The sequence below is a fragment of the Paenibacillus apiarius genome (assembly GCF_017052585.1).
Taxonomy (GTDB): Bacteria; Bacillota; Bacilli; order Paenibacillales; family Paenibacillaceae; genus Paenibacillus_B; species Paenibacillus_B apiarius.
Genome location: NZ_JAFFHZ010000001.1, coordinates 5177686 through 5193082 on the forward strand (window position 1 = coordinate 5177686; position 15397 = coordinate 5193082).

A 15397-nucleotide genomic window follows, 5' to 3' on the forward strand; every position below is an offset into this window, starting at 1 on the left:
ATCAAGCAAACAGCGCTCAATGCCTTTGAGCATGGAGACTATCCTTTCGAGGAACTGGTCGACCGCGTTGTCACCCAGCGGGACATGAGCCGCAATCCGCTCTTCGATGCGGTATTCGCGCTTCAAAACGCAGGGAACTCGCAGCTGGATCTCCCTGATTTGAAAGTCGAGTCTTGTCCGTTTGCCGATGCGCAGGCCAAGTTTGACCTCACCTTGATGATATCCGAGAGTGCGGAGGGCTATCACGGCTCGCTGGAGTTCGCTACAGCCTTGTTCAAGCGGGAAACGATCGAACGGTGGGCGGGGCATTTGACGGAACTGCTGGATCATGTGACGTCTGAACCGGATACGACCCTTGCCGAAGCCAGATTAATGAGCGGAGCCGCCCAGCTCAGCCAGCTGATGACATACAGCGGCTTGCCTGTCCAAAACAAGCTGCGGACGACGATTCATCGACGTTTCGAGGAAATAGCCGCTCTCTATCCGGATCGAACGGCCATCCTGTGCGGCGATCGGCATCTCACTTACGCGGAGCTGCAGCTTCAAGCGAGCCTGGTAGCCGCCAGGCTGCTGAGGGAAGGGATGCGGCCGCGGGCAGCCGTTGCCATTCTGGCGGAACGCTCGATCGAATTCGTCGTTGCGGTTCTGGGAATTCTGCAGGCGGGCGGAGTCTATGTGCCGCTGGCTCCGGACGCACCCGAGGAGCGCCAACTCTATATATTGGGCGACTGCAGCGCGGAGTTCCTGTTGGCTGTTCAAAGGCTCAAGGTTCCGGCGTCATACCCAGGGACGGCCATCATGCTTGATGACGGAGCTCTTGTAAATGAAGCGATAGAGGCGTTGGAACGTGGAGAAGAGCGTGACTGCAGTTGCGATGATCCGGCTTATATCCTGTACACTTCGGGCACCACGGGAAGACCTAAAGGAGTGCTGGTGACGCATGGAAATGTAATCAACCTGGTGAACAACGATGGATACGTGCCGTTCCATGCCAATCACCGCTTCGCGCAGACCGGTTCGGTAAGCTTTGATGCGGCTACGTTCGAAATATTCGGAGCCCTTCTGCATGGAGGATCCTTGCATCCGGTCGAGAAAGACGTGCTGCTGGACGCGCGCCGGATGGGGGCGTTTTTGACGGAGCACGGGATTACGGTCATGTTCTTGACGACATCGCTTTTCCATCATCTGGCCGATGAGGATGCGGGCCTGTTTGCCGGCGCAGAGCATCTGATTATGGGCGGAGAGGTTCTGTCGCCGAAGCATGCTTACGCCGTGAAGGAGGCCTGTCCGGGACTTGCGATCTGGAACGGTTACGGCCCTACCGAAAACACGACCTTCTCGACTGCATTCGCAATCGAGGAAACCAATAACAAAAATAACATCCCAATCGGCCGGCCGATCGACGGAACGACAGCCTACGTGCTGAGTGCTCAGGGACAGCTGCTTCCGGTCGGCGTGCCCGGGGAATTGTGCCTTGGGGGCGCCGGGGTAGCCGCCGGCTACTGGAATCTGCCTGAGCTTACGCTGGAAAAGTTCAAGCCGGATCCCTTTATTGAAGGCGGGAGGATGTATAAAACAGGAGATTTAGCCCGCTGGCTGCCGGATGGAACGCTTGAATATTGGGGGAGAATCGATCAGCAGGTCAAAATTCGGGGCTATCGGATTGAACTCGGCGAGATCGAAGCGCGCCTGCAGCTTCATGCGGACATTCGCCAAGCGGCTGTAGTGACTTGGACAGAACGGCCGGGAAGCGAGGTTTTGTGCGCTTATTATGTCGGCGGCAAGCGCCTGGAACCGGTCGAATTGAAAAATCACCTGAGCATTGCTTTACCCGAATATATGGTTCCTGCGTATTTCGTACATTTGTCGGAACTGCCGCTTACGAGAAATGGCAAGCTGGATCGTGACGCGTTGCCGGAGCCGGAAGGGTACGTATCGGGAACCGAGTTCTCAGCACCCCGAACTTTAACGGAAGTCAGGCTTGCACTGTTGTGGCAAGAGGTGTTAGGGGTTGCTCGGGTAGGTCTGAATGACAATTTCTTTGAACTCGGCGGCCATTCCTTACGAGCGATGACGCTGGTTTCGCAGATTCACCAAAAGCTGAATGCGCAAATCAAGCTGCACGATGTGTTTCAGTCACCTACACTCGAACGGATGAGCCAAGTGGTCGAATCAGCGGCGGGATCGCCGTATGAAGGCTTGCTTCCCGCGCCGAATCAGGATTGCTATCCTTTGTCCTCTGCCCAAAAGCGGATGTATGTGCTGCAGCAGCTTCAAGGTGAGGAACAGACCTACAACATGCCGAACATCTTCCGGTTGGAAGGAGCATTGGACCGGGAGCGCATAAATGAAGCGCTTCAGGGCTTGATTAGGCGGCATGAGGTGCTGCGTACGTCTTTTGAGATGGTGGAAGGCAGCCCCGTTCAAATCATACATGATGCGGTGGAATTCGCCATTTCTTATACGGAGACGGACGAAGGGAATGCGGGCCAAGCGATCCGCGAGTTCTACTTCCCGTTCGATCTCACCTGCGCTCCGCTGCTGCGCGCGGGACTGATACGCTTGCAAGAGGAGCACCATCTGCTGCTGTTCGACATGCATCACATTATTTCGGATGGCGTATCGATGAATGTATTGATCAAGGAGTTCGGGAAGCTGTATGCGGGGGAGTCCTTGCCGCCCCTGCGACTGCAATATAAAGATTACAGCACCTGGCAAAGCCGCTATGTGACGACGGAAGATTATAAAAAACAGGAAGCGTATTGGCTGGATCAATATGCCGGAGAACATCCGGTGTTGGACTTGCCGCTCGATTACCCAAGATCACCGGTTCGCAGTTTTGCCGGAGGCAGGGTGCACCTGGAATTGGACTCCCGTCTGACTGAAGAAATCACCAAGCTGGCGCAGCATACGGGGACTACCTTGTATATGGTGCTGTTGGCGGCGTACAGCACGCTGCTGTCGCGGCTTAGCGGCCAGGACGATATCATTATCGGCTCGCCAGCCGCCGGCAGACCGCATGCAGACCTTACAGATATGCTGGGCATGTTCGTCAATACACTGGCACTGCGTACAAACCCGGCCGGAGAAAAACAATTTCTCGGCTATTTATTGGAAGTAAAGGAGAGCGCACTCGATGCGTTTGTCTATCAAAACTATCCTTTCGAAGATTTGGTGGAGAAGATCGTCAGCCGCCGGGACATGAGCCGCAGCCCTCTCTTTGACGTCATGCTCGTTCTGCAAAATACAGAGCAGCAGCAAATGGAGGTGGAACATGTCCGGTTGTCTGCTTATCCGTATGAAGAGCACGCGGCGAAGTTCGATCTCACGCTAACCGTCAGCGAGCACGGGAAAGGTATGAACTTCACTTTCGGATACGCTGCAGACTTGTTTGCCCGCACAACGATAGAAAGCTGGGCCGCCTATTTCAAAGTGCTCCTGGAGTCGGTTGTCTCGGATCCACAGCAGCGGCTCGCGGATCTGCCTTTGCTGAACGAAGAGGAACGGCAGCGGATGCATGCCTATTCGCAAGGCGCATTTCTGGATATTAGTGCCGGGCGTACTCTGGATCGATGGTACGCGGAGCAGGTTGTCAGAACGCCCGATCGGTACGCCGTCCTCTCCGGGGAGAGACGGTTGACTTATAGGGAGTTGGACGAGCAGGCAGGCTGCCTCGCCGAATTGTTAAGAGACAGAGGCGTTGGCCCAGACCGGATCGTCGGGCTCTTCATACCGCCATCGCCGGAAATGATCGTCGCGATGCTCGCGATATGGAAAGCGGGAGGCGCCTATCTTCCGATCGATCCCGACACGGATGCGGATCGGATGACATACATGCTGGAGAATTCGGAAGCTGCCCTGCTGCTGACGATGAGCGAGTGGGAGACCCGTCTGCATCTTCCGGTTGAATGTCTTAGTCTGGATCGGCTTCCCGCAAGATCGGCGGATGTCGGTGCGGGCCGCGTGGAACCAAGCCACAGCTTAGACAATTTGGCTTACGTGATTTATACATCGGGAAGCACCGGGAAGCCCAAGGGCGTCAAAATCATGCATCGAAATGCGGCGGCCTATGCGGAATGGTTTATCGAAGAAGCCGCCATTGGGGAGGAGGACCGCACGGCGCTTGTTTCCTCCTTCGCCTTTGACCTCGGATATACGGCCGTATTTTCAGCTATATTGTCCGGGGCGGCGCTGCACTTGCCGGACAAAGAAATTTACATGGATCCGGAATGCCTGCTGGAGTTCCTTATCCGGGAAAGAATCACTTATGTCAAGATGACGCCGTCCCTGCTTGGCCTTCTCGTGAGAAGTCCGGGCTTTGCCGAACATGCCGGCAGCGACAGTCTCCGGTTGGTCGTGCTCGGCGGCGAACCAATCATCTGCGCAGATGTGGAGCTTTACTTTTCCAAGTATGAGCGTTCCCAAGTGATGCAGCATTATGGACCGACGGAGACAACGATTGGGTCCATTGCGATGAAGATGGATCATGAACGGTTCCGCGTCTTCCAGAGCCGGCCGGTATTAGGGCGGCCGATAGCGGGAGAGCAGGTCTATATCGTAGACTCTGCAGCGAGGCCGGTTCCAACGGGCGTCGTAGGGGAGATCGCAATTGGCGGATACGGAGTGAGCCGGGGCTATGTGAACCTGCCTGATGAGACGGCGGAGAAATTCACGAGCCACCCGTTTGCTCCCAACCAGCGGTTGTATCTGACGAGAGACCGCGGCCGCTTTCTGGCGGATGGGACCATAGAGTACTTGGGCCGCACCGATCATCAAGTGAAGATCCGGGGTTACCGGGTTGAACTGGGAGAGATCGAGGCGCGGTTGAGGCAAATCGGCAAGATCGTGGACGCGGCCGTTCTGGCCATACCGGATGCCAAGGGTGTACTGGATCTGTGCGCTTTCGTAGCAGTCGAGGGGCAAATGGACCTGACAGCCTTGCGGGAACATTTGCGTTCGCAACTGCCGGCCTATATGCTCCCGGCCCGCTTCCAGCAGCTTGAGAAGCTGCCGTTGACGGCCAACGGCAAGGTGGACCGCACGGCACTTGCAAAGCAGCAGATAACGATGCCTGTTCAAGCAAGTTATACGGCTCCAAGGAATGCGATGGAACAAGCACTCGCTGGCCTATGGCAGGAGGTGCTGGGCATGGAGCGCATCGGCATTGAGGATAATTTCTTCGACATGGGCGGGCAATCGTTGAAGCTGATTCAGGTGATCGGCGAGATTCGGCGAAAATTGAACTTGGACATCTCCCTTCGCGACGCTTTTGCCTATACGACGGTGTCGGAATTGGCGCAATATTTTGAGGCCCGGGGAAGCAAGCATGAAGACAGTGAATTATCCGTGTGGAATCCGGACAACGGAGTATCCTTGTTCTGCTTCCCGCCGATTGTAGGGTATGGGCAAGTGTTCATGAGAATGGCGGAGGAGCTGCAAGAGGTTGCCGCGATTTACGCATTCGACTTTATCGAAGCGGAAGACGTGATCCGGCATTATACGAACAGAATCCAGACTCTGCAGCCTCAAGGAACACTTCATCTGCTGGGTTACTCGGCAGGAGGAAATCTGGCGTTCGAAGTGGCGAAGCAACTGGAGAGCGAAGGGCGGGAAGTGGCTCATCTCATTTTACTGGATTCCTATCCGAGAAAGACCGCGATCCAAACCGCGGACCAGGAAGCGTATGCCGAGTCGCTGCAAGAGGAAATCTCGCGCTTTATCGCCCATGCGCCCGATGTGGATGTAGAGGAAGTGCTTCGGAACATTGCCAGGTATAAATCTTGGGTTGACCGCGTGGCGACGGATGGCCGGATTCAAGCCCGCATTCATCTGATTCAATCGGAGAATGCCGAAGAGCAGCCAGAGCAAAGTTTCTGGAAACCGTGGACTGCGGGAGACCAGATACTGTACCAAGGCAGCGGGAAGCACGAACAGATGCTAGAAGGAGAAGATGCAAGAAAGAACGGGGCTGTTGTTAGAGCTATATTCCATGGAGAGGTGCAGTGAAAATGAAGATGAATCATTCATTACCAAATTATTCGGGTTCTTATTCATGATGCCGGGTAAGCCGGGGGGATTGTTTTCTCCCGGCCTCTCCTCCTCTTATTTCTTGCTGGTATTTTTAAGATCCGAATTAATTCCGCCGTAGTTTCATGAGATGCAGGGTGGCATGCCATACGCTTAGCTGCAGTTAACATTCACACTGATTCATTTGTCTATCTATGTGGAAAGGAGACGAAGCTTCGCGATGATCCTATTATTTAGGAGGAATTCTTGGTATGACAAATGCTAAACCAGCCAAAAAAATGACGAAATTATTGATTGTTCTGCTTTCTTTTATTCTTCTTGCTTCATTGTCCGGGATAAGTGCTCTGCTTCAATCGAAGGCTTATGCCGCAACCCCTCACGACAAAAATTTTTCACCGGAGACACTTAAGTTCCTGCGTGCCAATACGGGTCTCGATGGCGAGCAGTGGGACAATATTATGAAGCTCGTCAACAAACCCGAGCAGGACTCGCTCGATTGGACCAAGTACTATGGTTACTGCGAGGACATTGGCGATGACCGCGGCTATACCATCGGCATATTCGGAGCGACGACAGGGGGATCCAACGACAAACATCCGGATGGCCCGGCTCTGTTCAAGGAATTCGACGCTGCCAGCGGAGCGGGCAAGCCTTCGGTTGAAGGCGGTCTAGAACGCATAGGCGTTAACGGGTCGATGAAAGGTTCGATCTTGAAAATAAAGGATAGCGAAAAAGTGTTCTGCGGAAAAATCAAAAAACTGCAAAACAATGACGCTTGGAGAGAGGCGATCTGGCAGACTTTCTACAAAGTATACATCAAATACAGCGTCCAGCAAGCGAGCCAGCGCGGCTTCAATTCCGCTCTGACTATCGGCTCCTTTGTCGATACAGCATTGAATCAGGGCGCTACCGGTGATTCCGGCACTCTCGAGGGTGTTCTGTCCCGCTCAGGTAAAAGTACCGACGAGAAGACTTTCATGAAGAAATTTTACGCTCAACGCACTCTAATCGTGGATACCAATGACTACAACCAACCGCCCAATGGCAAGAACCGTGTGAAGCAATGGAGCCAACTTTGGGATATGGGGAAGGCGGACCTGAAGAACGCCGACGACGCGATTGTTAAAGTCACCAGTTGGAAAATGAAGTAAGCAACGGCAAAATCCCGCGTCCGGCATTGCGTCGGACGCGGGATTTTGCCGTATCTGAAATGGCCAATGCCGCAGTTACTGGCGGATGCGTGCCAGCTTATCGGGATTACGGACGAAATAGAGCTGCCGGACAATTCCCCGCTCCGTGTGAAAGATGATGACCGTTTCAATCGCGGCGCCGTTGAGGATGGCATCTTCGGACAGCAGGCTTAGAATCGTAGGCACGTCTTCCTAAAAAGCTCGTTCCACTTCTCCATCGCGTTCCCTTTCCTTTCTATTTAAAACTCACACTGTTCCAAGTCCATTTCTGAATCTTTCAGCCCCCTATATAACGAGAGAAGCCATCCATTTGTGACAATGGAGTCCAATCCCGGCGCCGCGCTTCCGTCCAAGTTACCGGCAGCAGAAAAAAGGCAGGCGCAAGCTTTAATTTTATTGATAATGATTATCACTATCAATAAATTGTGTTATAATAAGGAAAGCTGATACGGTTCTAGCGAGCGAGGCAATCACGCTTTGCTTACATCATGATATATATCATAATAGGAGGGTGGAGAACTGCTATGGTTACTACGACGTCCGAGCCAATTACGCAGGTCTTGAAATCCATAGCCCTGTTCCAGTATTTTAAAGATTGGGAGCTGGAAGCGGTGGCCAATGTTTCAACATTGCGAGCATATAAGCGCAATTCCCAATTATTCTGTCAATACGAACCTATGGATCATATATACTTTGTTATTAACGGCAGAATTCGCATTTACCGGATTAGCAAAGAGGGCAAGGAGCAAACTTTTTATATAGCAGCGGACGGGGATATGTTCCCGCATGAAGGATTTTTCCGCCAGGGAAGCTACACCGCCAATGCGGCAGCCGAAACCGAAAGTCTGTGTCTGGTCACTGCGCTGAAGCCGTTCGAGGAGATCTTGATACATAATTCAGACATGACGACGAAAATGTTTCAATTGCTGACGGATAAGATTATCGATCTGCAGACCCGGCTGGAGGAAAAGTCATGCTATACGTTGAAGCGTCAAGTCATGGCATCGCTCATCCGTTTAAGCAGCACCCATAGTTCCGCTTGCGAGGGGGGATGGAATAAATTCGATACGCGGCTTACCAATCAAGAGCTGGCCGGCATGGTGGGCACGACGCGGGAAACGGTCAACCGGTGCCTGAACGAATTGAAAAAGCATGAGGTCGTGACCAGCAACGAAGGGCACCTTATGATTCGAACAGAAAGGCTGCGGCAAATGCTGCACGAAGCAGGCAATTGAACTGACGGATACGAAATGAGGAGGAATCGCGATGGATTACCGAATCGAGCACGATACGTTAGGTGAAGTGAAGGTACCCGCTGACAGGCTGTGGGCGGCTCAAACCCAACGCAGCTATGAAAATTTCCGTATTGGCACGGAACGGATGCCGCTGCCGCTCATCCGCGTATTCGCCATCCTGAAGAAAAGCGCGGCGCTGGCGAACCGTTCGCTCGGCAAGCTGGAGGCGGAAAAAGCGGATGCGATCGTTGCGGCCGCAGAGGAGATTATCCGGGGCGAGCTAGATGATCATTTTCCGCTCGTCGTCTGGCAGACAGGGAGCGGCACGCAGACGAACATGAACGTCAACGAGGTGATAGCCAATCGCGCCAATCAATGGTTGCAGCAGCGCGGAAGCGGCTTGCGCATTCATCCGAATGACGATGTGAACCGTTCGCAGAGCTCGAACGATACGTTCCCGACGGCAATGCATGTCGCCGCTCTTCTTGCGTTAGAAGACGAGCTGCTGCCGGCATTGAGCGAATTGAAGGGCACGCTGCAGGCCAAGAGCGAGGAGTTCCAGGACATCATCAAAATCGGCAGAACCCATCTGCAGGATGCGACGCCGTTGACGCTCGGGCAGGAAATCAGCGGGTGGGCCCGCATGCTGGATAAAACGGAACGCATGGTGAAGCAAAGCGCGGAATATTTGCAGGAATTAGCGATTGGCGGAACGGCGGTCGGGACCGGGATCAATGCCCATCCGAAATTCGGGGAGCTGACAGCGGCGGAGATTGGCAAGCATACCGGCAAGACGTTCACCTCCGCCGTCAACAAATTCCACGCTCTGACGAGTCATGATGAGCTCGTGCATGCGCATGGGGCCTTGAAGGCGCTGGCGGCCGATCTCATGAAGATCGCCAATGACGTGAGATGGCTGGCGAGCGGGCCGCGCTGCGGCATTGGCGAAATTGCGATCCCGGCCAATGAGCCGGGAAGCTCCATTATGCCGGGCAAGGTGAATCCGACGCAGAGCGAGGCGCTGACGATGGTCGTCTGTCAAGTGATGGGCAATGACGCGGCGATCGGCTTTGCGGCCAGTCAGGGCAATTTCGAGCTGAACGTGTTCAAGCCGGTCATTATCTACAATTTCCTGCAATCGGCGCGGCTGCTCGCCGATGCGATGCGCTCCTTCCATGCCCATTGCGCGGCAGGCATCGAGCCGAATCGGGCCGCGATTCAGAGCAATCTCGATAAATCACTCATGCTCGTCACCGCATTGAATCCGCACATCGGCTATGAAAATGCGGCTGCGGTGGCGAAGCTGGCCCATCGGGAAGGAATCACGCTCAAGGAAGCGGCGCTGCAGAGCAAGCTCTTGACCGAAGAGCAATTCGACCGCATCGTCCGGCCTGAGCAGATGATTGAGCCGACAGAAGCGTGACCGCGACATATAGCGATTGTTTGCGATATAAGCAAACAATCGCTTTTTTTATGTTCAATCAGGCTTTGCAGCCGCTTCCGCAACAGTTGTATATGGATGTAAAGACCGGTATATAGAAATCGCCGCTAGGCAGTTCTTATAATGAAGCTATGATAGTACTGCTTACTTTCAATTACTGGGAGGGTCGAACTTGAAAAGAAAACAGAAAATCAGTTTGGTCGTCGCGCTCATCATCGGCCTCATTGCCGCTACTGCATGCGGGAAGCAAGAGGAGGCACAGAAGCCGGAAGGATCACCGGCCACCGAGGCGAATGGCGTATTGGAAGTTTCGACGGTTCGTGCCAGCGATCCATATTTGAAGTTCGATAAAGGAGAAGATTTTGACAACAACTCGGTATACGATGCTTACGAGAAAGACGCAGGGGTCAGAATTACGAACAAATGGATCGCGGACGGCAGCCAGTTCAAGGAGAAGTTAAAGATGGCGATCGCCTCCAATGATATCCCTGACTTCTTCCCGGTCGAAGCTTCTCAGCTGCAGCAGCTAATCGAAGCGGATATGATTATGGATCTGACCGATGTATATGAACAGACGGCAACACCGGAAACGAAAAAGTTCATGATGATGGACGGCGGAACTCAGATGAAGTCCGCTACGTTTGACGGCAAGCTGATGGCCATTCCGCAGACGGGCAATCCTTATACCGCTCAGTTCCTGTGGGTGCGCTCCGATTGGTTGAAGAAGCTCAACTTGCCTGAACCAAAGACGATGCAGGATTTGTTGACCATTATGGAAGCGTTCGCAACGAAGGACCCAGGGGGGACGGGCAAGTCCTATGGCTTGGCGTTGAATAAGAAACTGGATGACGGCGCAACCGGACTAGTCGGCTTCTTGAACGGTTTTCACGCCTATTTGGATCAATGGATCGATGATGGTTCCGGCAAACTGATAAATAGCGACATTCAACCAGAGATGAAGGAAGCATTGCGCACACTGCAGGAGATGTTCAAAAAGGGTCTGATCGATCCCGAATTTGCCGTCAAGGATACGCAGAAGGCATCTGAAATGATCTTTGGCGACAGCATTGGCGTGCTCTACGGCGCAGAATGGACGCCCGCTCAACTGGTTCAAGGCGCGGTGAAGGACGGGAAAGCGGTTCAGGAATGGAGCGTATATCCACTTCCTTCTATCGATGAGAAGCTGGCATCCACGCAAATCGGGTTGGGCGCCAGCGGATACTACGTCGTGTCCAAGAAGGCCAAAAACCCTGAGGCGGTCATTAAGCTGTTGAACCAGTGGATCGTGGTTGACAACCATCCAACGGAAGAGGATAAAGTGTACGAGTTCGGAAAGGATCGCGTGGAGAAGTCGAGCAATTACTGGCTGCTGAACCCGCTCACGGTCTACAACCAGACGAATGACAACGGTGTAGTGCTGCCAAAGGCGATCGCGGATAAGGATGAGAGTCTGTTGCAGACGAAGGAGCACAAGACAAGATATGGGCGCGCGATGAAATATGTGGAAGGCGACCTCTCGATGTGGTGGGAGTACCTCATATCCGGACCGAAAGGATCACTGTCAATCATTCCGTATATGAAGGAACATAATCTATTCAATCAAAACAAGTTCTATGGCGCTCCGACGCCGACGATGGTGGAAAAAAACGAAATACTGAATAGAAAGCGGGACGAGGTATTCGTCAAAATCATCATGAATCAAGTATCGGTTGACGAGTTCGATAAATTCGTCGCCGATTGGAAAAAGCTTGGCGGAGACGAGATTACCGAAGAAGTGAACGAGTGGTACGCCAAAAACAAATAACAGCGCATGCGCAATACATCAAAGTCATTGCGGCATCGTTCCATGCGGGGAATCGGAACGCGATTCGGTTCCCCTTTTTCCCTATTTTGACTTCAAGCAGGTGGTGCATATGAATCAATTAGCTCGCATGTGGAAAAGGGAATGGCCGCTTCATGTCATGCTCATTCCCGGATTGGTGTTCATTCTCATCTTCAGCTACATTCCGATGGTAGGCATTATTATGGCGTTCCAGAAATATATACCTACGAAAGGCGTCCTGGGTTCCCCCTTTGTCGGCATGAAAAATTTTCAATTCCTTATTGATTATCCGGACCTGGGACGGATATTTTTCAACACCGTCTACATTGCCGTCATGAAAATCGTCGCCGGCTTGGCCGTGCCGATCACGATAGCGATTTTATTGAATGAACTACGGAAAGAATGGATTAAACGGACCTTCCAAACGTTGGTCTATTTGCCGCATTTCTTGTCCTGGGTGCTGCTCAGCGGAATATTAATCGATGTTTTATCCCCCTCTTCAGGTATTTTAAATAAGGCTCTGGGGCTGCTCGGCGTCGACCCGATTTTTTTTCTGGGTGACAATAACTGGTTCCCTTATGTCATGGTCATCTCTGATATATGGAAGGAATTCGGATTCGGCACAATCATATACTTGGCTGCGCTTACCAACATTAACCCATCGCTTTACGAAGCGGCGGAAATCGACGGAGCCGGGCGTTGGAAGCAGACGCTCTACGTGACCTTGCCGGGGATGATGCCGATCATCGTGCTGATGCTCACCTTGAATATCGGCAACGTGCTGAATGCGGGTTTCGATCAAATATTCAACTTATATAGTCCGCAAGTATATGAGAGCGGGGATATTATCGACACCTTTGTGTACCGCATGGGTATCGAGCAATCTCAATTCGGGTTCGCGACGGCAGTAGGGCTGTTGAAGTCAATCGTTTCGTTTGTCTTGATTTCCATTTCCTATGTATTGGCCTATCGTTTCGCGAATTATCGTATTTTCTAGCAAAGGGGAACGGGCATACTTATGAAAAAGACACTGGGCCGACGACTGTTTCTAGGCTGCAACTTCGTGTTTCTTGCGGCGATTTCGTGTCTGTGCTTGATGCCAATCATCCATATATTAGCCATCTCGTTCAGTTCCGGCGCGGCGGCATCGGCCGGCAAAGTGCTGCTATGGCCGGTCGAATTCTCAACGGCGGCTTATCAGAACGTATTTGGCAAGCCAGAATATTTGCGCGCCTTCTGGGTATCTTTGCAGCGTGTCTTGCTCGGCACCTCCCTCAGTATGTTCCTCACGATACTGACGGCCTACCCGCTATCGCGGGATTCGAGGCAATTCCGGCTGCGCACGGCATATGTATGGATATTTGTATTTACGATTCTGTTCAATGGCGGATTGATTCCTTGGTACATGACGATCAAGACGATTGGTCTTATCGACTCGCTGTGGGCATTGGTGTTGCCGGGTGCCGTGCAGGTGTTCAATATCATTTTGCTGCTCAATTTCTACCGCAATCTGCCGAAGGAACTGGAGGAATCGTCCAGGATCGACGGAGCCGGACATTTCACGACGCTATGGAAAATATATGTGCCCTTGTCCCTCCCGGCATTGGCGACAACCGGTCTCTTTACAATGGTCGGGCATTGGAACAGCTGGTTCGACGGGATGATACTGATGAACCATCCCGATAAATACCCGCTGCAAACATTTCTGCAGACGATCATTATTAATCTGGACTTCCGGTTTCTGAAGTCGCAGGATGCGGAACTGATGATTCAGCTGTCCGATCGAACCAGCAAAGCGGCGCAAATTTTTGTGGCAGCCTTTCCAATTTTGATCGTCTATCCGTTTCTGCAGAAATTTTTCATTAAAGGAATTGTGATGGGGAGCGTCAAAGAATAATAGTTCATATTTTTATCTACCATGGAATAGGGAGAACAAATGATGAAGCTGTTATTCCGCTTGAAAAACTCCTCCATCTTCATGAAAATGATGGCCGCCTTCATGACGGTGCTGCTTCCGCTCATTGCGATTACGTGGCTGATTAACCACAAGGGGGCAGAAAGCATCCAGATGGAAATATCGCGATCGACTATGAACACGACCCGCTTCTATCTCGATTCGCTCGAGAAGGAAGCGGAGCGCATCGTGCGGTATTTGCCCAACTATGTCATGGACGGAGATTTACTGGAACTGGCAGCGACGGGCAGCGACATGACCGATTACGAACGGGCGCAGAAAATATTGGCCATCCAACAGCGGCTCGATTTAATGAAAAATTCGAGTCCGTTCATCAGGGAAGCGAGAGCCTACATTCCGCTGCTCCAACGAACCATTCTCAGTCTGCAATATGAGACGGCAGTCGACGAGCCAGAATATAAGGCTATGCAGCTCAGTGCCAAGAAGGATGACGAACCGTTCATTTATTGGCAGAACCGCTTGTTCATCAGCATGCAGTATCCAGCGAATTCCTTCAAGGAGCCGCTGTATGCCGTCAGTGTGGAAATGTCCTTGCCCAAAATCAAGGAGGCGCTTGACCAGATCGCCGGATCGCTGGGCGGAACAAGCGTGCTGCTGAATGTAGACCGCGGCTGGGATATTCAGAGCAATGGAAATTCGGAATTGCTGGAGCAGATAGAAGCTTTTGCGCGGGAGAAGCGGCGCGCAGGAATGGACGAAGGCTACGAAATGGTGCGGCATGGCAGCGAGAGCTATTTGACCGTGTATAAATACTCTCCGCTATGGAATTCGTACTCGATCACCTCGATTCCGGCATCCACCATTTTGGGGCCGCTTCAGACGTACCGGCAATGGTTTTGGTGGGCGTGCGCCCTCGCGATCTGCGTCGGGCTTTTCTTCTCGTATTCGTTGTTCAAGCTCATCTACCGTCCGTTAATGCGGCTGATCCATTCGTTTAAAAGAGTGCAGCGGTTCAATCTGCAGCCCATACCGATCGATCGCGGGCCTGATGAGTTCGGTTATCTATATCAAGCCTTTAATGACACGATCCAATCGCTGAAGACGTTGATTGAGCAAAATTACGAGCAACAGATCCGCAACCAGAGGTCCGAGCTGAAACGGCTGCAATCGCAAATCAATCCTCACTTTTTATATAACTGTTTTTTTGTGCTGTGCCGGTTAATCAAGTCTGAGCATAAGGAGAAGGCCTATCAATTTTGCTTGTACATAGGCGAGTATTTCCAATTTATTACAAGGGACGATGAAGACGAGATACCGCTTGAGCTGGAAGTGAAGCATTCCCGCACGTACGTGGATATGCAGTCGATCTGTTACGGAGATCGCATTCGCGTCTGGTTCGAAGTAGAGACCCCGCACATTTTCGTTCCGCGCCTTATTCTGCAGCCCATTATTGAGAATGCGTATAAGCATGCGCTCGGCAACATGCTGTCTGCCGGCGAATTGTGGGTGCATAGCGAACAGAAGGAGAAAGGGTATGTTATTATCGTGGAAGATAACGGTAACAGCATCAGCGATGAAGATTTGGAGCGGCTGCGCAGCCGGTTAAGGCATTCCGCGGAGCATATCGACGAAACGACGGGACTCATCAATGTGCATCGGCGGATTCAACTCCGTTATGGAACGGATCACGGAATTGAGGTAGCTCGTTCCGAGCTTGGCGGACTCAGCGTGCATATACATCTCGGCATGAAGTAAAGGAGGAACCTG

At 52.3% G+C, this 15397-nt stretch carries 9 protein-coding genes (1 of these 9 cut by a window edge); 8 read left to right on the forward strand and 1 reads right to left on the reverse strand.

Translation table 11 applies throughout. The annotated features are described in order from the left end of the window. Window positions 1–6006, forward strand: partial view of a non-ribosomal peptide synthase/polyketide synthase gene (locus tag JSQ80_RS22950; protein WP_206096824.1) — the final stretch only. Its footprint begins 35202 nt before the window's first position; only the last 6006 of its 41208 coding nucleotides appear in the window; its start codon lies beyond the left edge, outside the window; its stop codon occupies window positions 6004–6006. A gap of 272 nt (window positions 6007–6278) precedes the next feature. Next, entirely contained in the window at window positions 6279–7178 is a 900-nt protein-coding gene (locus JSQ80_RS22955; protein ID WP_206096825.1) for a chitosanase, read from the forward strand. A gap of 75 nt (window positions 7179–7253) precedes the next feature. Here JSQ80_RS22955 and JSQ80_RS22960 read toward each other — a convergent pair whose 3' ends face one another. Beyond that, window positions 7254–7403, reverse strand: a complete 150-nt coding sequence (locus tag JSQ80_RS22960) for a hypothetical protein (RefSeq protein ID WP_206096826.1) — start codon at window positions 7401–7403, stop codon at window positions 7254–7256. A gap of 338 nt (window positions 7404–7741) precedes the next feature. On the opposite strand from JSQ80_RS22960, the gene JSQ80_RS22965 reads away from it, so the two are divergent. The 6 genes from JSQ80_RS22965 to JSQ80_RS22990 all read left to right on the forward strand — a co-directional run bounded on the left by JSQ80_RS22965 (window position 7742) and on the right by JSQ80_RS22990 (window position 15385). After that, a complete protein-coding gene (locus JSQ80_RS22965) occupies window positions 7742–8452 on the forward strand; it encodes a Crp/Fnr family transcriptional regulator (protein ID WP_206096827.1) in 711 nt (236 codons plus the stop codon). Window positions 8453–8483: 31 nt separating this feature from the next. Further along, window positions 8484–9875 (forward strand): class II fumarate hydratase, encoded by a 1392-nt coding sequence (gene fumC / locus JSQ80_RS22970; RefSeq protein WP_206096828.1) that lies wholly within the window; start codon window positions 8484–8486, stop codon window positions 9873–9875. Window positions 9876–10065: 190 nt separating this feature from the next. Further along, entirely contained in the window at window positions 10066–11697 is a 1632-nt protein-coding gene (locus tag JSQ80_RS22975; protein WP_206096829.1) for an extracellular solute-binding protein, read from the forward strand. Between the two features lie 109 nt (window positions 11698–11806). Continuing rightward, complete coding sequence (locus tag JSQ80_RS22980) at window positions 11807–12712, forward strand: ABC transporter permease (protein ID WP_206096830.1); 906 nt, start codon at window positions 11807–11809, stop codon at window positions 12710–12712. A 21-nt stretch (window positions 12713–12733) separates the two neighbouring features. Beyond that, window positions 12734–13612, forward strand: a complete 879-nt coding sequence (locus JSQ80_RS22985) for a carbohydrate ABC transporter permease (RefSeq protein ID WP_206096831.1) — start codon at window positions 12734–12736, stop codon at window positions 13610–13612. 42 nt (window positions 13613–13654) lie between these two features. Next, window positions 13655–15385, forward strand: coding sequence for a sensor histidine kinase (locus tag JSQ80_RS22990; protein ID WP_206097703.1), 1731 nt, complete (start codon window positions 13655–13657; stop codon window positions 15383–15385). Window positions 15386–15397: the final 12 nt, after the last annotated feature.